The organism is Chamaesiphon minutus PCC 6605 (genome assembly GCF_000317145.1).
Classification (GTDB): domain Bacteria; phylum Cyanobacteriota; class Cyanobacteriia; order Cyanobacteriales; family Chamaesiphonaceae; genus Chamaesiphon; species Chamaesiphon minutus.
This window is the reverse complement of the sequence record NC_019697.1, coordinates 1,333,795-1,355,804: the sequence shown is the minus strand read 5'-3', so window position 1 is coordinate 1,355,804 and position 22,010 is coordinate 1,333,795. Positions and strand designations below refer to the sequence as shown.

The following is a 22,010-nucleotide window of genomic DNA, read 5'->3' as shown; positions in this document are numbered from 1 at the left end:
GTGGACTCGATCGGGGTAGCCCGTAGATAAATCACGGGCGGTTAATGACTAAGTACTAAGGTGTGGTAATTTTATTCTTCTGGATGAAACCACCGTGCCTTAACAGGGGAAAACTCGCTTTGCGATCGTCCCCGATCTCGATAAATTATGTCTGGACTATGGAGGTAAAATAAAATACGATGAACGACCTGAAAATATTTGGCTTAGCCGCACGGCAAGGTCGATGGCTATTTTTACCCCTAGGCATTACCGCAATGCTCTGTTTGGGTACGGTTTATTCCTGGAGCATTTTTCGCAAGCCGCTGACAGAAGCTTTTAAAAAGCAAGGCATGACAATTGGGGCGACAGATACCTTACTCCCCTTCGCCACCTTGCTGGTAGTATTTGCCATTTTAATGCCGATCGCCAGCAGATATATCGAACGCTATGGGGCATCGAAAGTAACTGCGGTGGGGGGATCGATCGTCGGCTTGGGTTATTTTCTCTCTAGTTTCGCCACCAGTATTCCCCTACTGGTCATCACCTACGGTCTGATTGCTGGAGCTGGCATTGGGATTGTCTATGGCGTCCCGATCGCGGTAACGGCTAAGTGGTTCCCCGATCGCAAGGGTTTGGCTGTCGGTTTAACCGTAGTCGGATTCGGTCTATCGCCATTAATTACCGCACCGCTAGCCGGATATTTTATCGCTACTTACGGTATCGACAGCACATTTAGAATTTTCGGGGTAGCTTTTACCGCCATCTTACTTGCGATCGCTACCCAGCTTAGATTTCCACCCGCAGACTGGCAACCCAGCCCCCAGTTTACATCCAGTCCCGCCAGCACCGAGCCAGATCGCTTGCTGAGTTCGCCCAGCTTTTTTGCCCTATGGAGCTGCTATGCGATCGGTACCCTAGCTGGTTTGATGGCAGTGGGAATTGCGAATAACGTCGGCAAAGAGATCGTCGGACTCGACACCAATATGGCTACGGCGTCGGTATCGATTTTTGCGATCTTTAACGGTGTCGGTCGCCCCATGTTCGGTTGGTTGACCGATCGGATCAAGCCCAAAATGGCAGCTATTCTCTCTTTTGTAATGATTTTGATCGCCTCGATCGTGATGCTAAATACTGGCAAAGGTCAAGTTGCCAATTATTTTTTCGCCTTCGCGCTACTGTGGTTATCTCTGGGCGGATGGCTGGCGATCGCCCCTACTGCCACACTGTCGATGTTTAATCCTACTAACTACACTAAAAACTATGGCATCGTTTTTACAGCTTATGGGGCAGGCGCATTGGTGGGCACCATAGTTGCAGGTAGTGCCAAAGATATTTTTGGTAGTTATACTAATGCCTTTATTCCAACGGCAATTCTTTCGATTTTAGGCATCTTAATTGCTACTTTCGCACTCAAACCCGACGCCAAAACTCAGCAAGTCTTGTCCTGAAGGAGCGGCTAATTAGTTGCCCTCACCCCCAGCCCCAGCCCCGCTCCGCAGCTTGGTAGTTGCTCTCTCGATGTATGAAAAACTAGAGGAGAGAGCGGGGAGCGGGGAGCGGGGAAGAAGAATGTAAAAAATAACGGTCGTACCTAAAACCAGCAACGCCAGAAGTCTTTGTAAAGCGGATTTGGTTTTACACTCTTGGTAGGGACTCATCGAGATACTTTTAACTTTGAGTTTCTTTGATATATCGATTACCTTTCGGTGATGATTCTACTCTGATTGAGAAGGGAAGATCGGGAGTATATTCTTCTAATTTATTGGCAAATTGTCTGACCGATCGAGCATTGCCGAGTTTAATACTAGCTTCGGCTTCGGTAATGGTGCCATGTTTTTCAATGTGTTGTAAAACAGGGAGATGAGGATTATCTATAAATTTATCGTGCCATGCTCCGGCTCCGGCGATCGAGTCAATATCGCGAGAGATGCTTGGTGGTTGTGGCTCGAAGATTTGAAGAATTTTTTCTACACCAATATCATCGATTTCTTGGCGTTTAGCCTGAATTTTTAGTTCTAAATTATCTAGTTCTGCCTGCCTACTACTCAATTCTAATTGAGCTATTTTCAACTCGCGTTGGTGCAATCTTTCAGCCAGATACTCTGACGATGATTCTAACTCATCCTTGCGATCGACTATTGCTGCTGCTAATTCATCTAATGTTGCTTGTTTAGTTTCGATCTCTAATTCGGTTTCAGTTAATTGCTGTCGTGCCGCTACTAATTCTCGATCTCGATCGGCTAATTCTGTCGATCTTTCGGCAATAATCTGCTCCAATCGATCGATTTCTACTAGCAGATTTTGGTGAGTATGTTGTCGGTTAGTAATTGCTGTATCGAGTTCGTGGATGAGTTGATGCTGTTCGTTTGCTCGATCGAGACTAGCATTATCTAATTGTTGTGGCTGCTGCAACTGCTGAATCTCTATTGCCAATTCTTGCTTAGTTGCGGTACATCGTTCGATTTCGGATTGGACATTTCTCAGCGATATTTTGAAGCGATCGATCGCTTCAACTGTCTGTAATTTAGCTGCTTGCAGTTGAGATAATTCTAGCTTGAGATTGTTAAACTCGGTATCGACTTCGAGGCTAAGAGCTTGTTTTTCCTGAATTTTGCGATCGAGTTTGGCTGCAAAGGTTTGTTGTTCCTGACAGTGATGGGTAAGTGCAGCGAGTTGTTGCTCTAGTTCCTGGTATTGCTGGCGATCGGTATCGATCCGCGCTTTCAAACTACCTGCTAAACTCTGTAATTGTGCTACCCTAATCTCGATTTCTTGCCGCTCCTTGTCCCTACTTCGCAACTGATTGTTGAGGATTTCGCCTCGGTAATGCATTTGATTCAACCGCCGTTTTCCCCGCGCCAGTTGACGATTTACCTGCTGTTGGCGTTGGCGCGAGCGCATGAGTCTACTGATAGCGACTCCCGGTAGCGTTGCCAACCCAATTAACGCAGACTGAGCCAGATTCTGAGTAAATGGTAAACTACAACCCCCGCTTACTACAAAGGCGACTGAGCCAGTCGTTAACCACTGCTTGAAGATGGAATATTTTTTGGTAGACACTGATGGGGAATACGGTAGGAGGATTTGACGAGCGGATAAATGAGGTAGCCGCCAGCCTATAGGTTCAACTTTCCACAGAGATTATAATCGATCCTCCTCACTATTTGGGGTGTAATTACCCATTAGTGAGGCTTTAGGCTTTAGGCTTTAGGCTTTAGGCTTTAGGCTTTAGGCTTTAGGCTTTAGGCTTTAGGCTTTAGGCTTTAGGCTTTAGGTTTTAGGCTTTAGGCTTTAGGCTTTAGGCTTTAGGCTTTAGGTTTTAGGTTTTAGGCTTGAGGAAATAGCAAGAAAATAAGATCCCAGGTTGTAGGGTGTGTTATCGCTTACGCGATAACACACCAACACATTCTAGTTTAACCTCGGATTTGATGGCGGATGGCTGCGGCAATTAAAGATAAGCCTGGAACGAACACAATCCCCAGTTGTTGCATCATTCCCGCTTGGTTGCCTTGTCCCCAATGATAGACGAGCCGATCGTCGATGAGTTTATCGATATGAGTAACTTCGATCTCTACCGATTTCCCTGTCGCAGGTAAACCTTGAAATTTACCCAAATGTGTACCGCGAAATTTACCGATCGTTACTACTTTAGTATCTTCCTCAATTACCTCATCAAACTGATGACAACCATCGGGAAAAGCTGTCCGAAATTCTAACCCAAATTGAATAAATGCCTCTAGATCGAGTGATACTGGTATGCCGACTAAATCAGCGATAAAATCTGCCGACATCATCGCTCGTGTCGGTTTACACATAAGCTGAAATATTAGTGACGAAGTAACAGCGTTCTGAATGAGCAAAGTTACACATAATATGAAATTAGTAACTCATAACGTGAAATTTTAGCACTCTAAAAACTCATAAGCTGAAATTTTATTTTCAAATGAGTTTTCAAAGTGCTCAACACCTTACGATATCTGAGGAAAAGGTTTGTAAGCTCACGCTGGTAGTGTCAACGATCGTCATGTGCTTAACGCCATATGGCATCTAAGGTGATTTTAGCTCTATAAACTGGTAGAACATTAATCCCCATAGCATGTGCTTAACGCCATATGGCATCTAAGGTGATTTTAGGGCGGAGTCCAGAATGCTTGACAGCAAAGGGTTTCTCCGAACTATTACAAGCACCTGTCAACATCATACCAATTTTACAGAATATTGAGGCTATAACTTCACACATATCGACTTAAAACCTCTGCCAGAATTACGTTTCAGCAGTTGCAAGCACCTGTCGTAATAAAATATGAACTAAATCCTTACAGAGTGAAGGTTTACGGCTTTTTTCTGAAAAATAACTCTAAACACCTGGAGATGCTTGCAAAAAATGCTTCTAAACCCCGCCTAACTTGAAAACCATAGTTTTTTAGAGTAGCTTCTTAAGTGCCCATGACATAGCGGAGACAAGTATTTGGGGTTGTTTTAGGGTCTCATTCTAGGCGGGGTTTACCTTCTACGCAACTCTCCTCTCATACATTGATAGCCAATCACGATCGGGTAGCGAATTTAAAGAATCTTTCGTTGCCGAAAACAGCATACTTTTAGTCTTGCTGGGAGCGTGACGATCGATCTCAACGGTTAAGCTAACGGCACCTGTTTCCTGTTCGAGCTTTGAGTCAACCGATACGAACCAATGAGATGGAATGGGTTCGTCGAGGCAGTCGATTCGATCGAATAGATAGTTGTTATCACCTGCGAAGGGTAAACCATAGCGTGGGCGGTCGTCATGTGGAATAAGTAGCGAACGGAGCACGAACGCGCAACCAGAGTTTTTCCACGATTTTTACGCTCCTCCTAAAAACTGCTGGGAGACTTCAGCCAAGAGTTTTTGGGGGCTATCTATTAGATGGACGTGGCGATCTGCTAATTTTTGTTTGATGTCTTGAGACATTTGACGAACGATCTCTCCGCCCAACCAAAATTCTTGCCCTGGCAATTCACCGTTAACAAGTCGATTTAGTTCTTTGAAGCTGCCATCTTCTTGAAATCCGTAGTTATCATACCCAGCAACTAAAGATGGTGTGAGTCGAATAATAATACTTCTGGGTCCCATCTGAAAATGACTAACGCTATCTCCTCCAGCTACTCTGTTTAGTTGCCCGATCGCTTTAATTAATGCAGCCGTCCATAAACTCAACTTTTGGTGCGCCACCATCATTAATGCGCGATTACCTCCGGTAGGCTACGCCAACGATTGGATGGGAGTCCTTCCATAATCAGCATTTGTCTTAAAGCACTTTGGTGGCAAAGAAAGCTAAAAATTCATTAGGGTGACGATGGCGACGGAAATCGATGTGTAGATCTTTTATCACATGCTCTTTTCTCTGCCTGTATGCTTGATATGCTGGGTCTTGGTTCCGACTTGCTGAGTTTTGACTACTCCACTCCTTGTTCCACTCAATGCCGAATTGATGCTTGAGTTTATGACGAGTGTAATTTTTCAATAGCCGCAGGACAAGCACTTCTAGAGATATCTCTTTGGGTACAGATAGTTCGGCAGGTTCCATGTCTTCAGCTTTGTCTATATCAGTTTCTTCTGGTGTCATAGGATTAGATTGCGGATGAAATAAAGTTCGGAAGTCTCGACGGAACCAACGATCGTCAATAGTTTTTTTAGTAGGTGAATTATGTATGAGCGCATCAAAACCAAAAATCCGCGATCGATTGTGAATTAAATTTTGCCAGTGTTGAATCCGAAAGGTAGAATTAAAAATTTTCGGCTCTAGTTTTGTAAGTTCTTCGATCGTGTCTTTGTCAGACAAGTAATGCTGAATACTTAATATTTGTGCTTCATGCTTTTCCTGAATAGATCAAATACATCTACACCAAACAGAAGATTGTTAATATCAATTCCGTCTGTATTTGCCTGTAGCCCACATTCCGCAGGTAAATCAGGAAAGAAGGTAATATTTGCGGCAAGGAACACCAAAGAACTGGAGAATCCATAACCGTTCAGTGGTGAGATTGGTGACGTGTTTGGCACCCTCAACAATGTTGACAGAACGAAGATAAATTGCGAACATCGGGAATGGCGATTGCGTAGCCATGAAGTTTTAGTTTATCTTTTGCATCAACTCTTACACGTTCTATGGATTCTAGACCGAGCGATTATCTTGATAGAGACGCTATTTTTCCCACACGTATTGTTCACAGGTTTGCTTGGCTTCGCGGGCAACATCGGTTTTTGGATCGTCGAGGCTGGGATGATAGCGCAATCGATCGCAGGCTGTTTTCAGCAAAGATGTTCCAGAAACATCCCAACTTGAGACTGTCTTGTCTGCATTAACACTGACAATGTGCTGCCCATCCTGACTATATGCGATCGATTTAATCTGACCGATCGGGGCTGATAACGGCTGGCCAATGGCTGTGCCCGTTTCAGCATCCCAAATCCTAATTCTCCAGTCATCACCACCACTAATGATGCGTTGTCCATCTGAACTATATGCCACTGCTGTGACCTCACCATGATGTCCTTGTAAAGGTTTGCCGATTTATGCTCCTGTTCTTATCTCCCAAATTCTTACTGTTGAGTCTTTACTGCCAGTAATGATACGTTGCCCATCTGGACTAAATGCCACTGAAGTTAAATAATTTCTGTGACCTTTTAAAAATAAAGGTTTACCGATCGGTAAACCTGTTTTGGCATCCCAAATTCTTATGGTTAAGTCATCACTACCACTAACGATCCGTTGACCGTCAAAACTAAATGCTACTGACTGAATCGGACTCTTCCGTTCTTGCCATAGATCGCGAATCAGCGATCCAGTCTTTGCATTCCAGACTTGCACTACACCGCTAAAACTGCCAGTAACGATCCACTGACCATCTGGGCTAACCGCTACAGAAGTTAGATAACTCCTATTACCTTGTAGCAATAGAGGCTGACCGATTACTACTCCTGCCCGAACATCCCAACTCCATACTGTCCCGTCAGACTTGATGTTGACAATCCGTTCTCTATTCGGACTAAACGCCACTGAATTAATTAGATCTTGATCGCCTTTTAGCTGTTTAACGATCGGCTCTAATGTCTTTCCCTGCCAGATTCGCACAGTCTTGTCACCGCTACTGATGATGTGCTTGCCATCTGGACTCAACGCTACTGAATTGAGCACATCCTCATGACCTTTGAGAGGTTGACCAATCGGCAATCTGGTCTTGGCATCCCAGATTCTGACAGTTCGATCGTCACTACCACTGACAATATTTTGACCATCAGGACTATATGCTACTGACTTGACTGCAAGCTCATGACCTTCCATTGGTTCACCAATCGGCAATCTTGTTTTTGCATCCCAAATCCGGATCGTTTTATCGCTACTACCACTCACAATACTGCGACCATCGGGGCTATATGTCACTGAAGTAACTATAGATCTGTGACCGAGTAGAGGTTTACCGATGAGTTTTCCCATTTTTGCATCCCAGATCCGGATCGTCTTGTCATAACTACCACTGACAATACTCTGACTATCTGGACTATATGCTACTGAACTAACGCTCTCTGTATGACCGAGTAGAGATTTACCGATGGGTTTTCCCGTTTTTGCATCCCAGATCCAGATCGTCTTGTCATAACTACCACTGACAATACTCTGACTATCCGGACTATATGCTATTGAATTAATCCAACTGCGATCTCCTGGCAAAGGCAAAGGTTTACTGAGTGGTTCCCCCGTTTTTGCGTCCCAAATTCGCACAGTCTTGTCCCAACTACCGCTAGCGATCTGCTGTCCGTCTGGACTAAATGCTACTGAATAAACGCTCTCCGTATGACCGAGTAGAGGTTTACCGATGGATTTCCCAGTCTTTGCATCCCAAATGCGGACAGCACGATCGTGACCGCCACTGACAATGCGCTGACCATCTGGACTGTATGCTGCTGAAATAACAGTAGAATCATGTTGCAACTGATTTTGCTCTGGATTGGCAACCCAAACAGTATCCAACAAAATTCCATCTATAAAGGCAACTTGAGCGCGATCGGGAGTGGGAAATTTTAACCAAGCTAACTGACTTAAATTATTGGTGGCAATTGCATTAATAGTACTATCTACAGGTTGGTTAAAGGCTAATAAGTTAGCAGCATTGGTTCCTAATATTTGCAGTTGCAACGACTGAGCCTGCCTCAATTGTAAGCCTAAAAGTATAGTGGTGCTGGTTGTCAATACCAGAGATAAGAGGGTAGAAAGTTTAATAAATCCCCAGAAACGCTTTTGTTCACATTGAGATCGATCCGCAGCCTGAAAAAATTCTAGTTGCAAGGGTGTCAGATCGTCCCCAGCCCTGTGCTGATAACGTCGCAACAAATCCAGATCGGGCGATCGCCATAAATTCCCTTCTGGTCGTCCATTATTTTGCCAAACCATCACTGCTTCATCCAGTCGCCTTTGAAACTGTAGATCGCTACGACTGCCATCGAGCCAGTCTTTCAACTGCTGCCAGTTGTCAAATAACGCCTCATGGGTCACTTCGGCAGTCTCCGCGCCTCCATCATTCGCTAGGGTAATCAACCGAGTACCAGGGTTTGCAAAGCGATCGATTACTTGCTTCACCCGATCGAGACCGTCCCGATGTGATACCAACCGTTCTAGCTCCACTCGCCGCCGAGTATCTTTCGCACCCTCACCCAACTGCACCAATCCCAAAAATACCCGCCGCGCAATTCCTTGTTGTTCGGGGGTAAGACCGACATAGATACGTTGTGCTTCTCCAGCTAGAGCACCTCCCACACCACCAATCGCCCTGAGTGTCTCTGCAGGTTCTTTTCCTTCTGCCAGACCTGCCCAAATCTGCACCAACGCAAATTGGAGCAGGGGTAAAGCACCTGCTCTGCCTGCTGTTTGTTCGATTAATAGATCGATCGTACTCAAGTCTAGAGGATGCCCTGCCATTTCTGCTGGTTTAGCGATCGCCTCCATCAGTTCTGCCTGATTCATCGGGCCAAGCTTTAGGTCGGTATTTTGTAAGATATCAGCAAAGGGGCGATATGAGAGCGCATTTCCCAAAAAATCTGCCCGCATCGTTGCCACCAGTACTGGGGAAAAATGGATGCGATTCTCTTTCAGAGAGGCTCTGCCTACGGCAGGCGCAGCAATACCAGCTAGTAATAGATCGAGGAAATCACGACGGGTGGCCTCATCAGTACAGAGAGTATAGAGTTCCTCAAATTGGTCGGCAATTAGCAACACTCGATCGTTAGGGTGTTGGCGTTGAATCGAGCTAAAAATACGAGAAAGAGGTGTTCCATCTTTAAGAGCTTGAGCCAGCTTACCCGCTTGAGTGATTTTGTCAGTAGAATCAAGCTCTGACATGTACAGTGGCACAAGTGCCTCAGCCAAAGCATAAAATGGGTCAGAACCTGGACGAAAATGGGTAAACTGCCAATGACCAGCCTGTTGTAATTTAGGCACTAATCCTGCCAAAACTACTGAAGATTTGCCGCTACCCGATGCGCCTAGTAAAGGAATAAAATTACGGGTTTGTGTTGCTCTCACCAATTCTTCAACAAAGTTTTCCCGACCAAAGAAATATTCCACATCCTCTGGCCCAAAGTGAAACAAACCGCGATAAGGACAAGCGAGTAGATCGGCAGCAGATTTTGCGGTGTCATCGATCTTAATCTCTACCTCTTTTCGGTCGTGGTAGTTATGGATCTCAATGGTCACATTGCCAACAACATTATTGAATACATTACTATCTTTTAATAGACCGATTACCTGACTGCTATCACCCCCAGCATGTTGCTGAATTTGAGAGTTGAGGTTTGGATCGTCGCTAGAAGTTGAAAAGGCTGACTCTGCCATGAATTCCTGAATACTTATTGACGACTACAGTGTGATGTAACTTGCCGGAGCGATACAGCTTTTCACTGCAATTTTTATAGAACAGACGAACTATATTATAATAGAGAGGCTAATTTATTTCCAAATATCAGGCAAAAAATATGAGCAGTCATATTACAAATATTGCACTAGCCGAAAAGGCTCATCTTGCGCCTTATTTACCTGTGTTGATGAGTGGTGCTGTTACACAAATTGGTAAAAGTGGTGTCGAGATCGTGGTCAAGCAAATCTGGGAAAAACTTGAACCTGTGCTAAAGGGTGATGCTAGAACAGCAGCAGAGCAGGTAGCAGCAAAGTCAGAGAGTGAGCCACGTAAAGCGGTCTTTCTGGAAGAATTAGAAACATTGTTGAATGAAAATCCAGATTTGGCGAAAGCGATCGCTAAAATCATGGCTGGAAGCAATAGTGGAACACCGATTAACCAGCTTTCAACAGGTGATGGGGTACAGACGATCGGTCAAGTTCTAGGCGGCAAGGTATTTGGCAATGTTGCTGGCAATTTGACTATTCACGAGTAAGAAGCAATGACCGATCCCAACAGTATCTCACAATCTAGTTTTGGTGATGGAAGCCAAAATATTGCTCAAAATAGTGGAATTGCGATCGCCAAAGTCGAGCAAGTCATTCTACGCTTTGACATATCGCCTCAGAAAATTCGTACCCTCGATCGATTCTGGAAAAGCTGGTCGCAAGATACAAAACCACCATTCAGTCCAGATCTAGTAATCGGTGGGCGAGAGAAAGATCGAGAGCGTGTGATTAGCTGGCTGCGAGGAAATCCTGATGTACTGATATTACAGGGGGAACCACAAAAAGAGGTGAGTGCTTTTTTAGCAGCAGTTGTGCAGGGATTAGAGCCAGAAGAACGAACTAAAATTCTCAGTTGTGCGGTTGTGATTAATTGCGAGATATCGTGGCAGCAACTAATTGAATCGTCCGATCCGCTGATTTTAATTGTTGAATTAGGAGAACCAGACGGTATTGGAACAGCAATTCAGAATGGTCATCACGTTTTCGTCTCATGCGATCGATTGAGTTCCGATCTTGAAAATCTTTTGCCTCGCATTGTGCATGATGCCGCAGAAAAAGCTTTGCAGGGAATGGGGTTGAATAGGAATAAATCACACAGCTACGCAACTCTTTCTCGACGGAGCCTATCTGCTCTAAGGCGAAAATTAGCGATCGCCAAAAATATTCAGCAACCAGCATGGGCAAAACCGAACGAGGCCCGTGCGTTGCTTGCTCCATTACTTGTCAGTGCATGGAGCGACTCTTGGGACGGCGATCGAAAGGTCTTAGAGCAGCTATCAGAACAATCTTATGATGCGATCCAAACCCAGTTAGTACGCTGGGCAAATGAACCAGACGCTCCAGTTCGCAAAATAGGAGATGTTTGGACAATCGCCTCTCAAGAAGATGCTTGGATACTGATTGCACGTTATCTTACCGATGACGATCTGAAACGTTTTGAGGATGTTGCTGTTGAGGTGTTGAGCGAACTTAACCCCGCGTTTGAGTTGCCACCAGAAGAAAGAATGATGGCGACTATTTATGGAAAAGTGCTTACTCGATCGAATTGCTTGAGAGAGGGCATCCTAGAAATGCTGGCATTGATGGCAACTCGAAGTTCTGAAATCCTATTATCTGGTGCGAATCGATCGGGTGAAGATGTCGCCAGTCGAATAGTTTGGCGGTTGATGGAACAGGTGAAAGATCATCCAATATTGTGGGCTTCACTGTCCGATAAACTGCCTCTAATTGCCGAGGCTGCACCAGAAGTCTTGTTAGACGCGATCGAGGAAGGTTTATCTGGAGAAAACCCCATCCTCATTAGTTTATTTCAAGATCGAAGTTCGCATTCAGCTTTATCTTCGCCTCATACTGGACTGCTGTGGGCAATGGAACGCTTGGCATTGCATCCTGACTACTTGAGTCGATCGGCATTGTCGCTGGCGCGGCTAACACGATTAGACCCAGGTGGTAATTTGGGTAATAGACCTAAAAGTAGTTTAGAAACTGTCTTTATTTGGTGGCTTTATTTTCATCCAAATGCTAATGCTTCTTTATCCGATTGTCTACAAACAATAGACACGCTTTATCAGCGAGAACCAGACATAGCCTGGAATTTATCGATGAGTCTCATCTCCCATTATCATATGTCTTTGATGGAACGCAAGACGAGATGGCGAGACTGGGTGACGGAGACTGCTTCGACATTTATTAGTCAAGATTTGATGGATGCAAGTGATGCAATTTTAGAGAAATTGATTGCTAATGCAGGTGTTAACATTGCTCGGTGGTGTAGCCTAATCGATCGAGCAAGATTCATGACTGCCAACCAAAAGGATGCGATCGTAAATTCATTAGAAATACTCAAATCTCAGCAATTTTCATTTGAAGAGCGGGTGAGTATATCTGACTGCCTACGGCATGAGATTTCCGATTATCAGAAGTTTTTTGACTCTCAGTGGTCGATGTCGATCGAAAATATTCAGCGACTCAACGCAATCTTGATGCAACTTGAGCCAGACGATTTGGTATACCGCCATCGTGAGCTTTTCACGTATGTTAGGGATGAGGATGGAATTATTGAAAATTCGAGGTTAGAAGCATTAGCAGAAATCCTAAATTTGCAAGGATGGGATGGAGTTATACAATTAGCACAGCAAGTGCGGGCACCCAGTTTTGTAGGCGTGGCTTTAGCTCAGACACAATCGCTACCGATCGACTTAAATCTATTTCTTCGAGAGAATCTTGGATCTCCCGATCTATGGCGACATGAGTTAGCAAGCAGCTATATACGTTGTAATGCTTACGATCGAGGTGAACTGTGGATTGATGACTGTCTAAAGGATAATTTGTCACCCTGGAGCGCAGAAGGGTACGGAAAGTTCTTGCTTTGTCTGCCATTTAACTTATGCTTAATAGATCGGCTGAATGCTGCTCATTCAGAAACTCAAAGCTACTTCTGGCGTAATGTAAAGCATGTTGAATTTCTGGGAGTAGAGCGAACTGACTGGGTACTCGCAAAACTTCTGGAATTCGGTAGACCTCATCTTGCTGTTGACCAAATCTCTTGGGTGTTGAAAGATAATCCCGAACTCTTTTCACTCGATCGCATTGCCGAAATTCTTGAATCATCTGCCCAGACTGAAGCTGGACAAGGCTTCGATCGTACTTTGTTTCCTCATCACTCAGCGGAGTTGCTAAACTATCTAGAGAAAACCGAATTTTCACGAGATCGTCTTGCTAATTTGGAGTTAGCGTATTTCCAAATTCATACCCATTCTCGTAGTCCTCGAATACTCTTCGATCGATTATCAAAGAACCCTGAATTCTTTGTAGAAGCCCTTCAATGCATTTCTCATGCAGAAAATCAAACCGCAGCTAATGGGAATGATGAACATCCCAATCGATCGCTAGCACAGTTAGTCTGGCATTTACTTGAAAGATGGAAGCAACTACCTGGAATACTGGAAGACGAAACGGTTGACGAGATTGCTTTGAAATCTTGGGTTGTCAATGTTTGTGAACTTGCGGCTGAATGCGATCGAAGTAACATCGCAGATCGTTATATTGGGTATCGGCTCTCTTTTTCTCCCTCCGATCCAGATGGTGCATGGCCGCACAGAGTTGTCCGAGATTTAATTGAATTGGCAAATTCAACAGTTAAGGATAGTTGGCGTACTCAAATCTATAATAATCGAGGTGTCACTAGTCGATCGTCAACTGATGGTGGCGAACAAGAACGTGTGCTTGCTGAAAAGTATGAAAAGGATGCCAAACAGATTGGGAATAAATGGCCGCAAACGGCGGCAATTTTGAGAAAGCTTGCAAATGGATATAATCAGAAAGCCGCCAAGGAAGATGTTAATGCCGAACTTACCCAAGATTTTTGGTAAATGGTATTGAGCTTCAACTAGCGATTCTTGTTTCGTTGGCGTAGCCTCTCGTGCCGAGAAGAGGCTCCCCAACGATAATGCTGCGGCGTTCTGTCAGTTGGCTTTTAACGTTCATTGCAGACGAGCTATTCCACCAAGTTGGGATAAGATTGTGGGACATTGCATCCATCTCCCATCATGCCTGCTACCCCCGAAATCGGACAGATCGTTAACGTCCGCGCCCGTCAGTATTTAGTCGAAGCCGTTACTCCACCGATTCATCCTCAAGGGGATACATTGGTGTCGCTGGCTTGCTTGAATGATGATGCTCAGGGGCAAGTGTTAGAAGTCTTTTGGGCGCGGGAGATCGATGCGGCGATTTTGGGAAATTCGACTTGGGAGCAGGTTGCTCAACGGGGATTCGTTCGCGTAGCGTCTCCTCGGAGAATCGACCTCACTACTTCTCGGCTTATCTCCACACTCTGCGCTGGAATTGCGTTACCTCTACCAATCCCAAGTTGTTTCAGGCTCCTTATCGAGCGGGGATTGAAGTTAAGGCGTATCAGTTGGAACCGTTGCGGAAGGCTTTGTTGATGCCTCGCGTGTCGCTGTTTATTGCTGATGATGTGGGTTTGGGGAAAACGATCGAGGCGGGGCTAATCTTGCGGGAAATGATTACGCGCCAGAAGATTCGGCGGGTGGTAATTGCTTGTCCGCCTTCGGTAGTGCGGCAATGGCAAGAGGAGATGGAGAGCAGATTTGGGCTGCTATTTCAGGTAATCGTTGGCATAGCCTCTCGGAACGAGAATCGCGAGTTCTTTGCGAGTAAGCGGCGGGAGCGCGGTTATGGGGTAAATCCTTGGGCTACTCACAATCGGTTTATTATTTCTCATGCTTTGGTGCGGGATGAAGCTTATGCGGCACCTTTGCGGATTTGGCTGGAAGAGTTTGCGCCTGGTTCGATGTTGATTTTGGATGAGGCGCATAATGCTGCGCCAGCGAGTGGTTCGCGGTATGCGTTGGCGTAGCCTCTCGGAACGAGACTCGATTCTCAACTCACCAAAACTATGCGGGAATTAGCACCGCGCTTTGAACATAAGTTATTTCTCTCGGCGACTCCCCATAATGGGCACTCTAACAGCTTCACAGCCCTGCTCGAAATCCTCGATCCGCAACGGTTCTGTCGTGGAGTATTCGAGCCAGAGAAGCATCGAAAAGCCTTAGAGACGGTGATGGTAAGGCGGTTGAAGCAAGATTTGCGAGATACGGGAGATCGAGACTTCTCGCAGCGGAAGATTATCCCGATCTCGATCGAGGGTTTACCTGTAGATGCTCCAGAATTGGTTCTCGCCCAACTGCTCCAGCAATATCGCACCTGTCGGGAGCAACGACTCAAAGACGCGCCTAAGTCTACTCAGAATACTGCCAAGCTGGTAATTACTTCTCTGCAAAAACGGTTACTTTCGTCGATCGAAGCCTTTGCACGGACGTTGAAAGTACATCGAGCCTCGATCGAAAGACAAGCAGAGAAACAGCGTCAGAGCGAACGCCCCCTAGCCCCCAAGTCTGGGGGAACAGGAGAAAGTCCCCCAAAATTGGGGGATTTAGGGGGCGATTTCCCCTTATTGCGTCAATCGATCGGATCTGATGACGATCGAGCCGAACTCAGCGAGGCTGAAGTTCAAGCCGAAGAAGATACTCAGATGACTAGAGCTACTCAACTGACTAATCGAGAGATTGGGGCTGAAGAGTTGGCACTATTGGCGGAAATGGGGAATATCGCTCAGAATGCGCGGCATCAGGCGGATGCGAAGGTGCAGCATTTGGTGGCTTGGATTAAGGCGTATATGTGTCCAAATTTAGGGCAACCGCAAGCTGTTTGGAACGATCGCCGTCTGTTGATTTTCACTGAATATTTGGACACCAAAAGCTATTTAGAACGGCAACTTATACAAGCGATTGGCAATACGTCCCAACGGCTGGGATTCTTTCATGGCGGCATGGGCGAACAGAATCGCGAACAGATTAAAATCGCTTTTAATGCCGATCCACATACTCACCCGTTGCGAATTTTGATTGCTACTGATGCGGCGAGAGAAGGGATTAACCTTCAGAACTATTGCGCCGATCTGTTTCACTTATCACTTAATCTACCGACTGTTATCAAGCCCAGCCGGAAAGGATTTGCTAGTTTTGTGTTGTGAGTTGTCCTCTGTATTCTTGAAGAGTTTTTTCAAGCTTGTTAAATGGAACGTCAATAGACGTTCCATTTTTTAGAGACAGACTAAAAGAGAAAAGTGAACTCTTATCTTCTTCAATAACGACAGAATCTATCAAAAAACGACCATCTTTTAAAATGCTGCCATAGTCCGCATAATAATCACGAATATCATACTTTTCGATAACAGCATTAACATAATCAGATTCCTGACTATTTCCTCGTGCGGTTATCCACGGAAGTTCATTATGACTTAGGTTTCTTAAATCGTGTGCGTTCAAATTTCCATATGTCTCCCACACCAGATCCAAGACCTTCAACTCTTTTTCATCTAGACCAAAATCACCAGTTGAGCTTTCTGGCTCTGGAATTGAATCATTTCCATACTTTGAGAAAGACGATCTTAATTCAATAGGCACTGGGCCATGAATCCATGCTTGTATATCACTATCAAATAGTGGTCTCATCAAAAAAACAAGATTCCAAGCTTGAGCATAATACACTAGCTTGTAAAGTTTAAGCTGAGTAATGGTATCTCCAGCTTCTCTGTCAACCTTAGACAAGAAGAAATTAGCAACATGTACGGCTGTAGCCACTGGTACTCCTCACTGTCGATATAGTATAGATTATTTATTTATTAAAAATGTATCCCTTTGTTGTATTGTACCCTTGCGTAATGCATCTTGAACAAGGTTCTTGTTAAGGATTACTGCATAATCTTGAGGGATCGATTTCCCCACTTTTACCCAGCAGATTTTGGACTGGGAAGCGGCGGATTTAGTCCCACAGAGCGATCTACCGGACTCGATGACTTTAGCACTGCCAGAATATGGCGAACTATTGCAACCTACCTACGGCGTGAAAGATCCCGATAGTCAGGAATGGATTGTATTGGTGCAGGTAGTCGCTGATGGGCAGGAGTTGGATAAATGCCCAGCCAATAGTAGTTGGAATGCGACGGTACAAGAGCGATTCGAGCGATTATTACGATCGAGTCAAATCCCTACAGGTATCTTGTGGAATGGCGAAGCTTTACGCCTTGTATATGCGCCACGGGGCGAATCTTCCGGTCATTTGACATTTCCCCTCGCGGCGATGGGCGAAGTGGCTGGAAGGCTAATTTTAGGGGCATTGGATACGCTTTTGAATGCCCAACGGATGTTTAATGGTTCGAGCGATCGACGGTTGCCGCAGATTTTGGCGAGTAGTCGGGATTATCAGTCGGCGGTGTCGGAGCAGTTAGCCGAGCAGGTGGTGGATGCGCTGTGGGAATTGCTACGCGGTTTTCAGATCGCGGATGGGGCGGCGAATGGGCGACTATTGGGCGGAAGCCCCCTAGCCCCCAATGCTGGGGGAACCGGAATGGAAAGTCTCCCAGCATTGGGGGATTTAGGGGGCGATTGGAATCAGCATCTGTATGGGGGTTTAATTACCACGCTGATGCGGTTGGTGTTTATGCTCTACGCCGAGGATGAGGGGATTATGCCCAACGATCCGGTGTATCAGCAGTATTATTCGGTATCGGGATTGTACGAGCAATTGCGATCGGACAATAGTAGTTATCCCGATACGATGGACGATCGCTATGGGGCTTGGGTTGGCTTATTGAGTCTATTTCGGCTGATTTATGAAGGTGGCGGCGCGACTCCAGATTATTTACCAGCACGATATGGGCAACTTTTCGATCCACAGGAGTTTCCATTTTTGGAGGGGAATAGCCCTCTAAATCCGGCTCCCCCAGAATTGGGGGCTGGGGGGCAGCATGGATCTCGCCCCCTAAATCCCCCAAGTTTGGGGGACTTCAAGAAATTAACTCCCCCAGAATTGGGGGTTGGGGGGCAGACTGGGGGGCAAATCGGCTCAACACTACCCCAGATACCCGATGGGGTAATCTATCGGGTATTGGATAAGCTGCTGATGTTGGATGGGGAGCGGCTGTCATATCGATCGCTAGATGTGGAGCAGATTGGCTCTGTATATGAGGGAATTATGGGCTATACCGTCAATCGCGCTACCAGGATCTCGATCGGCGTGAATAGTAAGCCCAAGGGTTCCAAGCATTCGACGACGGTGGTGGTAGATGTGGAAAGTTTATTGGCAGCTAAGTCTGGAGATCGTGCCAAGCTGCTGAAGGAATGGGCAAACTGCGAACTGGCGGCAAATGCCGCGAAGGGAGTCAAGGAAGCGCAAACGATCGATGCGCTGATCGCTGCCATCGGGCAAAGGGTTTCGGGACGAACTAAACAGCTATTACCCGTTGGCTCGCTCTATCTCCAACCTACAGAGGAACGGCGCAGATCGGGTTCTCACTATACACCGCGCAAGTTGACTCAACCGATCGTTGAGAATACCCTCCGCCCAATTTTGGCAGGATTAGGAGATACACCCACGACGGCGCAGATTTTGGAGCTAAAAGTCTGCGATTTGGCAATGGGTTCGGGGGCGTTTTTAGTCGAGGCTTGTCGTCAGTTGGCGGAGCAGGTAGTGGCAGCTTGGAATCGGGAAGTAAGCCCCCTAAATCCCCCAAGTTTGGGGGACTTAAATCCGGCTCCCCCAAACTTGGGGGCTGGGGGGCTGACAGAAGAAGAGCCGCTGTTAATGGCGCGGCGGTTGGTGGCATAGCAGTGTTTGTATGGAGTGGACAAGAATCCGTTTGCGGTGAATTTAGCGAAATTATCGCTGTGGTTGGTGACGCTCTCGCGGGATTTGCCATTTACATTCTTGGATCATGCCCTCAAATGTGGGGATTCCCTAGTGGGGAGAACGCGGCGGGAGATTAATGCGTTTGGGCAGATCGAATCACCTTTAAAGGGTTCGCCGATTGGGGAAGAGTTGAATAAAAAGCTGTTGGAAGTGAAGTTATTTAGATCGGAGATTCAGGTACAGGATACTCGATCGGATGCTCAGGCGTTGGCGAAGGCGCAAATGTGGCAGTCGGCGGAGTTAGCTTTGGCGGGTGTGCGTCTGCGAGGGGATGTTTCGATTGCGGCGTTCTTTGATGGGGTGGGTAAAAATAAGCAGGATCGGGAGAATCTACGGCGGGATTATGCGGGGATGGTGCAGTTGCAGCCGGAGCGAATGATAGCGGTTTCAGCGCGGTTGCGGGAACGGGTGGTGCCGTTTAATTGGGAGATTGAGTTTCCAGAGGTATTTGACAGGGAGAATGGGGGTTTTGATGCGATCGTCGGCAACCCGCCGTTTGCTGGCAAAAACACGACGACTAGCGGCAATGCTGAAGGTTATCCCGATTGGCTCAAGGACACATACGCGGAGTCTCACGGTAACTCCGATTTAGTTGCCTTCTTCTTTCGGCGATCGTTCGATTTGTTACGCTCGAATGGCACAATGGGTTTGATTTCCACCAATACCATCGCCCAAGGTGATACCCGCTCTACTGGATTGCGGTTCATTTGTAATAATGGAGGTCTAATCTACAATGCCACACGGCGATATAAGTGGCCTGGATTAGCAGCGGTGGTAGTAAGTTTGGTGCATATTATGAAAATACAGGAGACAGTCAAGTCTTGAATACGAAATTAGTAGAATCTTTGGTTCAAATGATTGAAGCTCTACCTTCAGAAGATTATCTGCTGTTGCAAGGACAGCTTACCGATCGCAATATTCAAAAAACTGAGGGTGTATGCGGCGGATATGCGCGCATCCGCAATACTCGAATTCCGGTGTGGACGATCGTTTCGCTCCACAATCAAGGCGCAGATGAGGCAGAATTACTCCGCAACTTTCCCAGCCTAACTCTATTCGATTTGGCAGCTACCAGGGCTTATTATGCAACCCATCGAGCTGAAATCGATCGGCTGATTGCCTCCCATGATGAGGAAGATCTGACGAATGGCTAGATTATATTCAAATGAAAATCTGGCGATAGATCTAGTCGAAGCACTTCGCAACTTCAACCACGATATTCTCTCATCCAATGACGCAGGACAGGCTAACCAAGGGATTCCCGATGATGAGGTGTTGGACTATGCAACGCTGAACGATCGCAGTGTCATCACATTCAATCGCGATGATTTTGTGGCATTACATCGCAACGGTGTAAATCATGTTGGGATTATTATCTGTAAGGACGATCGAGACTACCTCGGACAAGCTCAGGCACTTCATGACTATCTAGAGAATCAAGTGGATCGACTCCACAACCGCTTGATCCGAGTTCAACGGCAAAATCAACCGAAATCTAGTCAAAAGCTATTCGTAATTCGAGAGTATTTGAGATAAATGAGAAAGATCGATCTGCCCATCATTCTCGATGGTAAGCCCGTTGAGAAAATCACCGCTTTTCTATTTCATGCTGGTGGTAATAACGATCCTGAAAAGATGATTGATAATGAAGGTAAGAGTTTTATTGGTAGTACTGTTCTTGGAATGGGATTTACCTTTGATGATAACAACTCTGCTGCAACATCAATTGCTGAAATGCACCATTTGATAGAACGAAATTCTCGAAACAAAAATATAATTTTCCCATATATCGGTGGTGAAGAGGTGAATTCTAGTCCTAACCATACTCACAATCGCTATGTAATTAATTTTGGTGAGATGACTGAAGATGAAGCCAGCGAGTGGCCAGATTTGATGTCAATTGTTGAGATAAAGGTGAAGCCTGAACGTATGAAAAAAAATCGGGAAGGCTATAGAAGATACTGGTGGCAACATGGAGAAAAAAGAGTTGAACTATGGAAAACGATCGAACCACTCGATCGGGTTTTAGTTCGGCCTAGAACTAGCAAACACAATGTATTCACTTTTTTACAGAGTGGATATGTGTATAGTGAAAACTTAGTTGTTTTTGCACTATCAGAAATTGCTTTTCCCATAATTCACAGCCGAATACATGAGGTTTGGACTACTTTTACCTCCTCAACATTAGAAGATCGGCAAGGATATAGACCATCCGATTGTTTTGAAACATTCCCCTTCCCCGAAAACTGGGAAACCAACCCCGAACTAGAATCGATTGGACAGGAATACTACGAATTCCGCGCTGCCCTGATGATTCGCAATAACCAAGGACTCACCGCCACCTACAACAGATTCCACGACCCAGAAGAAGACGATGCAGACATCCTCAAACTGCGCCAACTCCACACCCAAATGGACACCGCCGTCCTCGCCGCCTACGGTTGGACAGACATCTCCACCACCTGCGAATTCCGCCTCGACTACGAGGACGAAGAACCGTCAGACACCCAGCCCACAGAAGGCAAACGTCAGCGCAAAAAGCCCTGGCGATACCGCTGGCCAGAAGCCACCCACGATGAAGTCCTCGCCCGTCTGCTAGAACTAAATCAACAACGTCATGAAGCGGAAATTTTGGGTGGTAAACATGCCGAGAAGAAAGTTAAAAAGCCCAAAGCAAAAGGTGTGAAAGCGGAGAAGCTCAAGGGGGTGACTGTGAAGAAGCAGCTTAATCTGATTCCACCGGATGTGGAGCAGTTGGATATGTTTTAGAGGTGCCCCCTAGCCCCCAATTCTGGGGGAACCGGATTAAGAGGGTTCCCCAAGAGGGAACCCAGATTAAAAGTCCCCCAAACTTGGGGGATTTAGGGGGCTATCTCCACCGAGACGGGCACCCTAAGATCGAGACAGAAATAAAGTGCAAAGAATGGACACTCATCACAACCAAAATCAGCGAATTCGCGGCACCAATCCCCAAGTCGAACAGGCTGCACGGGATTTGCGAAAAAATCTCACCCCTGCTGAAGAATACCTATGGCAAGCTCTCAAAAGTAAACAACTAAATGGTCTACGGTTCCGCTCTCAACATCCAGTCGGAAATTTTATCCTAGATTTTTATTGTCCCAGTTGTAAGCTAGTCGTCGAAGTAGATGGTAATATTCATGACGATCGACAGGATTACGATCTGGCAAGAACGCAAGCTCTAGAAACCTATGGATATTTTGTGCTGAGATTCACTAATGATGAGGTTTTAGGGAATCTAGCTATAGTATTGAAGAAAATAGCTGAAGTAGCACAGGCGAGAATCGCCCCCTAAATCCCCCAAGT

18 protein-coding genes and 1 pseudogene are annotated in these 22,010 nt (G+C 45.9%); 10 read left to right on the top strand and 9 right to left on the bottom strand.

The window, feature by feature from the left end; translation table 11 throughout:
- Nucleotides 1–179 precede the first annotated feature (179 nt).
- Nucleotides 180–1,427 (top strand): L-lactate MFS transporter, encoded by a 1,248-nt coding sequence (locus tag CHA6605_RS06245; protein ID WP_015158659.1) that lies wholly within the window; start codon nt 180–182, stop codon nt 1,425–1,427.
- Between the two features lie 220 nt (nt 1,428–1,647).
- Here CHA6605_RS06245 and CHA6605_RS06240 read toward each other — a convergent pair whose 3' ends face one another.
- The 7 genes from CHA6605_RS06240 to CHA6605_RS06215 form a co-directional block, all read right to left on the bottom strand.
- Nucleotides 1,648–3,039 carry a hypothetical protein gene (locus CHA6605_RS06240; RefSeq protein WP_015158658.1) on the bottom strand — a complete coding sequence of 464 codons (1,392 nt, stop codon included), beginning with the start codon at nt 3,037–3,039 and terminating at the stop codon, nt 1,648–1,650.
- Nucleotides 3,040–3,392: 353 nt separating this feature from the next.
- Nucleotides 3,393–3,794, bottom strand: a complete 402-nt coding sequence (locus CHA6605_RS06235) for an ester cyclase (RefSeq protein ID WP_015158657.1) — start codon at nt 3,792–3,794, stop codon at nt 3,393–3,395.
- Nucleotides 3,795–4,489: 695 nt separating this feature from the next.
- Nucleotides 4,490–4,789: a hypothetical protein gene (locus CHA6605_RS06230; protein WP_015158656.1), complete on the bottom strand. Its 300-nt coding sequence runs from the start codon at nt 4,787–4,789 to the stop codon at nt 4,490–4,492.
- 30 nt (nt 4,790–4,819) lie between these two features.
- Complete coding sequence (locus CHA6605_RS06225; RefSeq protein ID WP_051038737.1) at nt 4,820–5,194, bottom strand: hypothetical protein; 375 nt, start codon at nt 5,192–5,194, stop codon at nt 4,820–4,822.
- Nucleotides 5,195–5,264: 70 nt separating this feature from the next.
- Nucleotides 5,265–5,843 carry a hypothetical protein gene (locus CHA6605_RS33720; RefSeq protein ID WP_422678765.1) on the bottom strand — a complete coding sequence of 193 codons (579 nt, stop codon included), beginning with the start codon at nt 5,841–5,843 and terminating at the stop codon, nt 5,265–5,267.
- 318 nt (nt 5,844–6,161) lie between these two features.
- The gene (locus tag CHA6605_RS31385) at nt 6,162–6,530 is read right to left on the bottom strand and encodes a WD40 repeat domain-containing protein (protein WP_086936178.1); all 369 of its coding nucleotides are present in this window, start codon (nt 6,528–6,530) and stop codon (nt 6,162–6,164) included.
- Nucleotides 6,531–9,845, bottom strand: coding sequence for a WD40 repeat domain-containing protein (locus CHA6605_RS06215; protein ID WP_015158653.1), 3,315 nt, complete (start codon nt 9,843–9,845; stop codon nt 6,531–6,533).
- Between the two features lie 140 nt (nt 9,846–9,985).
- Here CHA6605_RS06215 and CHA6605_RS06210 point away from each other — a divergent pair, with 140 nt between their 5' ends.
- Both CHA6605_RS06210 and CHA6605_RS06205 read left to right on the top strand, forming a co-directional pair.
- Entirely contained in the window at nt 9,986–10,402 is a 417-nt protein-coding gene (locus tag CHA6605_RS06210; protein ID WP_015158652.1) for a hypothetical protein, read from the top strand.
- Between the two features lie 6 nt (nt 10,403–10,408).
- Entirely contained in the window at nt 10,409–13,786 is a 3,378-nt protein-coding gene (locus CHA6605_RS06205; protein WP_015158651.1) for a hypothetical protein, read from the top strand.
- Between the two features lie 13 nt (nt 13,787–13,799).
- Here CHA6605_RS06205 and CHA6605_RS35540 read toward each other — a convergent pair whose 3' ends face one another.
- Nucleotides 13,800–13,946, bottom strand: a complete 147-nt coding sequence (locus tag CHA6605_RS35540) for a hypothetical protein (RefSeq protein ID WP_157259850.1) — start codon at nt 13,944–13,946, stop codon at nt 13,800–13,802.
- Between the two features lie 17 nt (nt 13,947–13,963).
- Between CHA6605_RS35540 and drmD the strand changes: the two are divergent.
- Nucleotides 13,964–15,912, top strand: a pseudogene (drmD, locus tag CHA6605_RS37105) (DISARM system SNF2-like helicase DrmD); the annotation flags it as partial.
- 40 nt (nt 15,913–15,952) lie between these two features.
- Here drmD and CHA6605_RS06195 read toward each other — a convergent pair.
- Nucleotides 15,953–16,579, bottom strand: a complete 627-nt coding sequence (locus CHA6605_RS06195) for a Panacea domain-containing protein (protein ID WP_015158650.1) — start codon at nt 16,577–16,579, stop codon at nt 15,953–15,955.
- A gap of 160 nt (nt 16,580–16,739) precedes the next feature.
- Between CHA6605_RS06195 and CHA6605_RS06190 the strand changes: the two genes are divergently transcribed.
- The 6 genes from CHA6605_RS06190 to CHA6605_RS06170 all read left to right on the top strand — a co-directional run bounded on the left by CHA6605_RS06190 (nt 16,740) and on the right by CHA6605_RS06170 (nt 21,999).
- On the top strand, nt 16,740–18,605 hold the full coding sequence (locus CHA6605_RS06190; RefSeq protein ID WP_051038731.1) for a type IIL restriction-modification enzyme MmeI: 1,866 nt from the start codon (nt 16,740–16,742) through the stop codon (nt 18,603–18,605).
- 6 nt (nt 18,606–18,611) lie between these two features.
- Entirely contained in the window at nt 18,612–19,511 is a 900-nt protein-coding gene (locus CHA6605_RS31370) for an Eco57I restriction-modification methylase domain-containing protein (RefSeq protein ID WP_422678757.1), read from the top strand.
- A complete protein-coding gene (locus tag CHA6605_RS06185; protein ID WP_015158649.1) occupies nt 19,508–19,840 on the top strand; it encodes a DUF433 domain-containing protein in 333 nt (110 codons plus the stop codon). The genes CHA6605_RS31370 and CHA6605_RS06185 overlap by 4 nt, the downstream gene beginning before the upstream one ends.
- Entirely contained in the window at nt 19,833–20,222 is a 390-nt protein-coding gene (locus tag CHA6605_RS06180) for a DUF5615 family PIN-like protein (RefSeq protein ID WP_015158648.1), read from the top strand. Before CHA6605_RS06185 ends, CHA6605_RS06180 begins: the two co-directional genes overlap by 8 nt.
- Complete coding sequence (locus CHA6605_RS06175) at nt 20,223–21,455, top strand: type IIL restriction-modification enzyme MmeI (RefSeq protein WP_015158647.1); 1,233 nt, start codon at nt 20,223–20,225, stop codon at nt 21,453–21,455.
- 154 nt (nt 21,456–21,609) lie between these two features.
- The gene (locus tag CHA6605_RS06170; RefSeq protein WP_015158646.1) at nt 21,610–21,999 is read left to right on the top strand and encodes an endonuclease domain-containing protein; all 390 of its coding nucleotides are present in this window, start codon (nt 21,610–21,612) and stop codon (nt 21,997–21,999) included.
- The last annotated feature ends 11 nt before the right edge of the window (nt 22,000–22,010 follow it).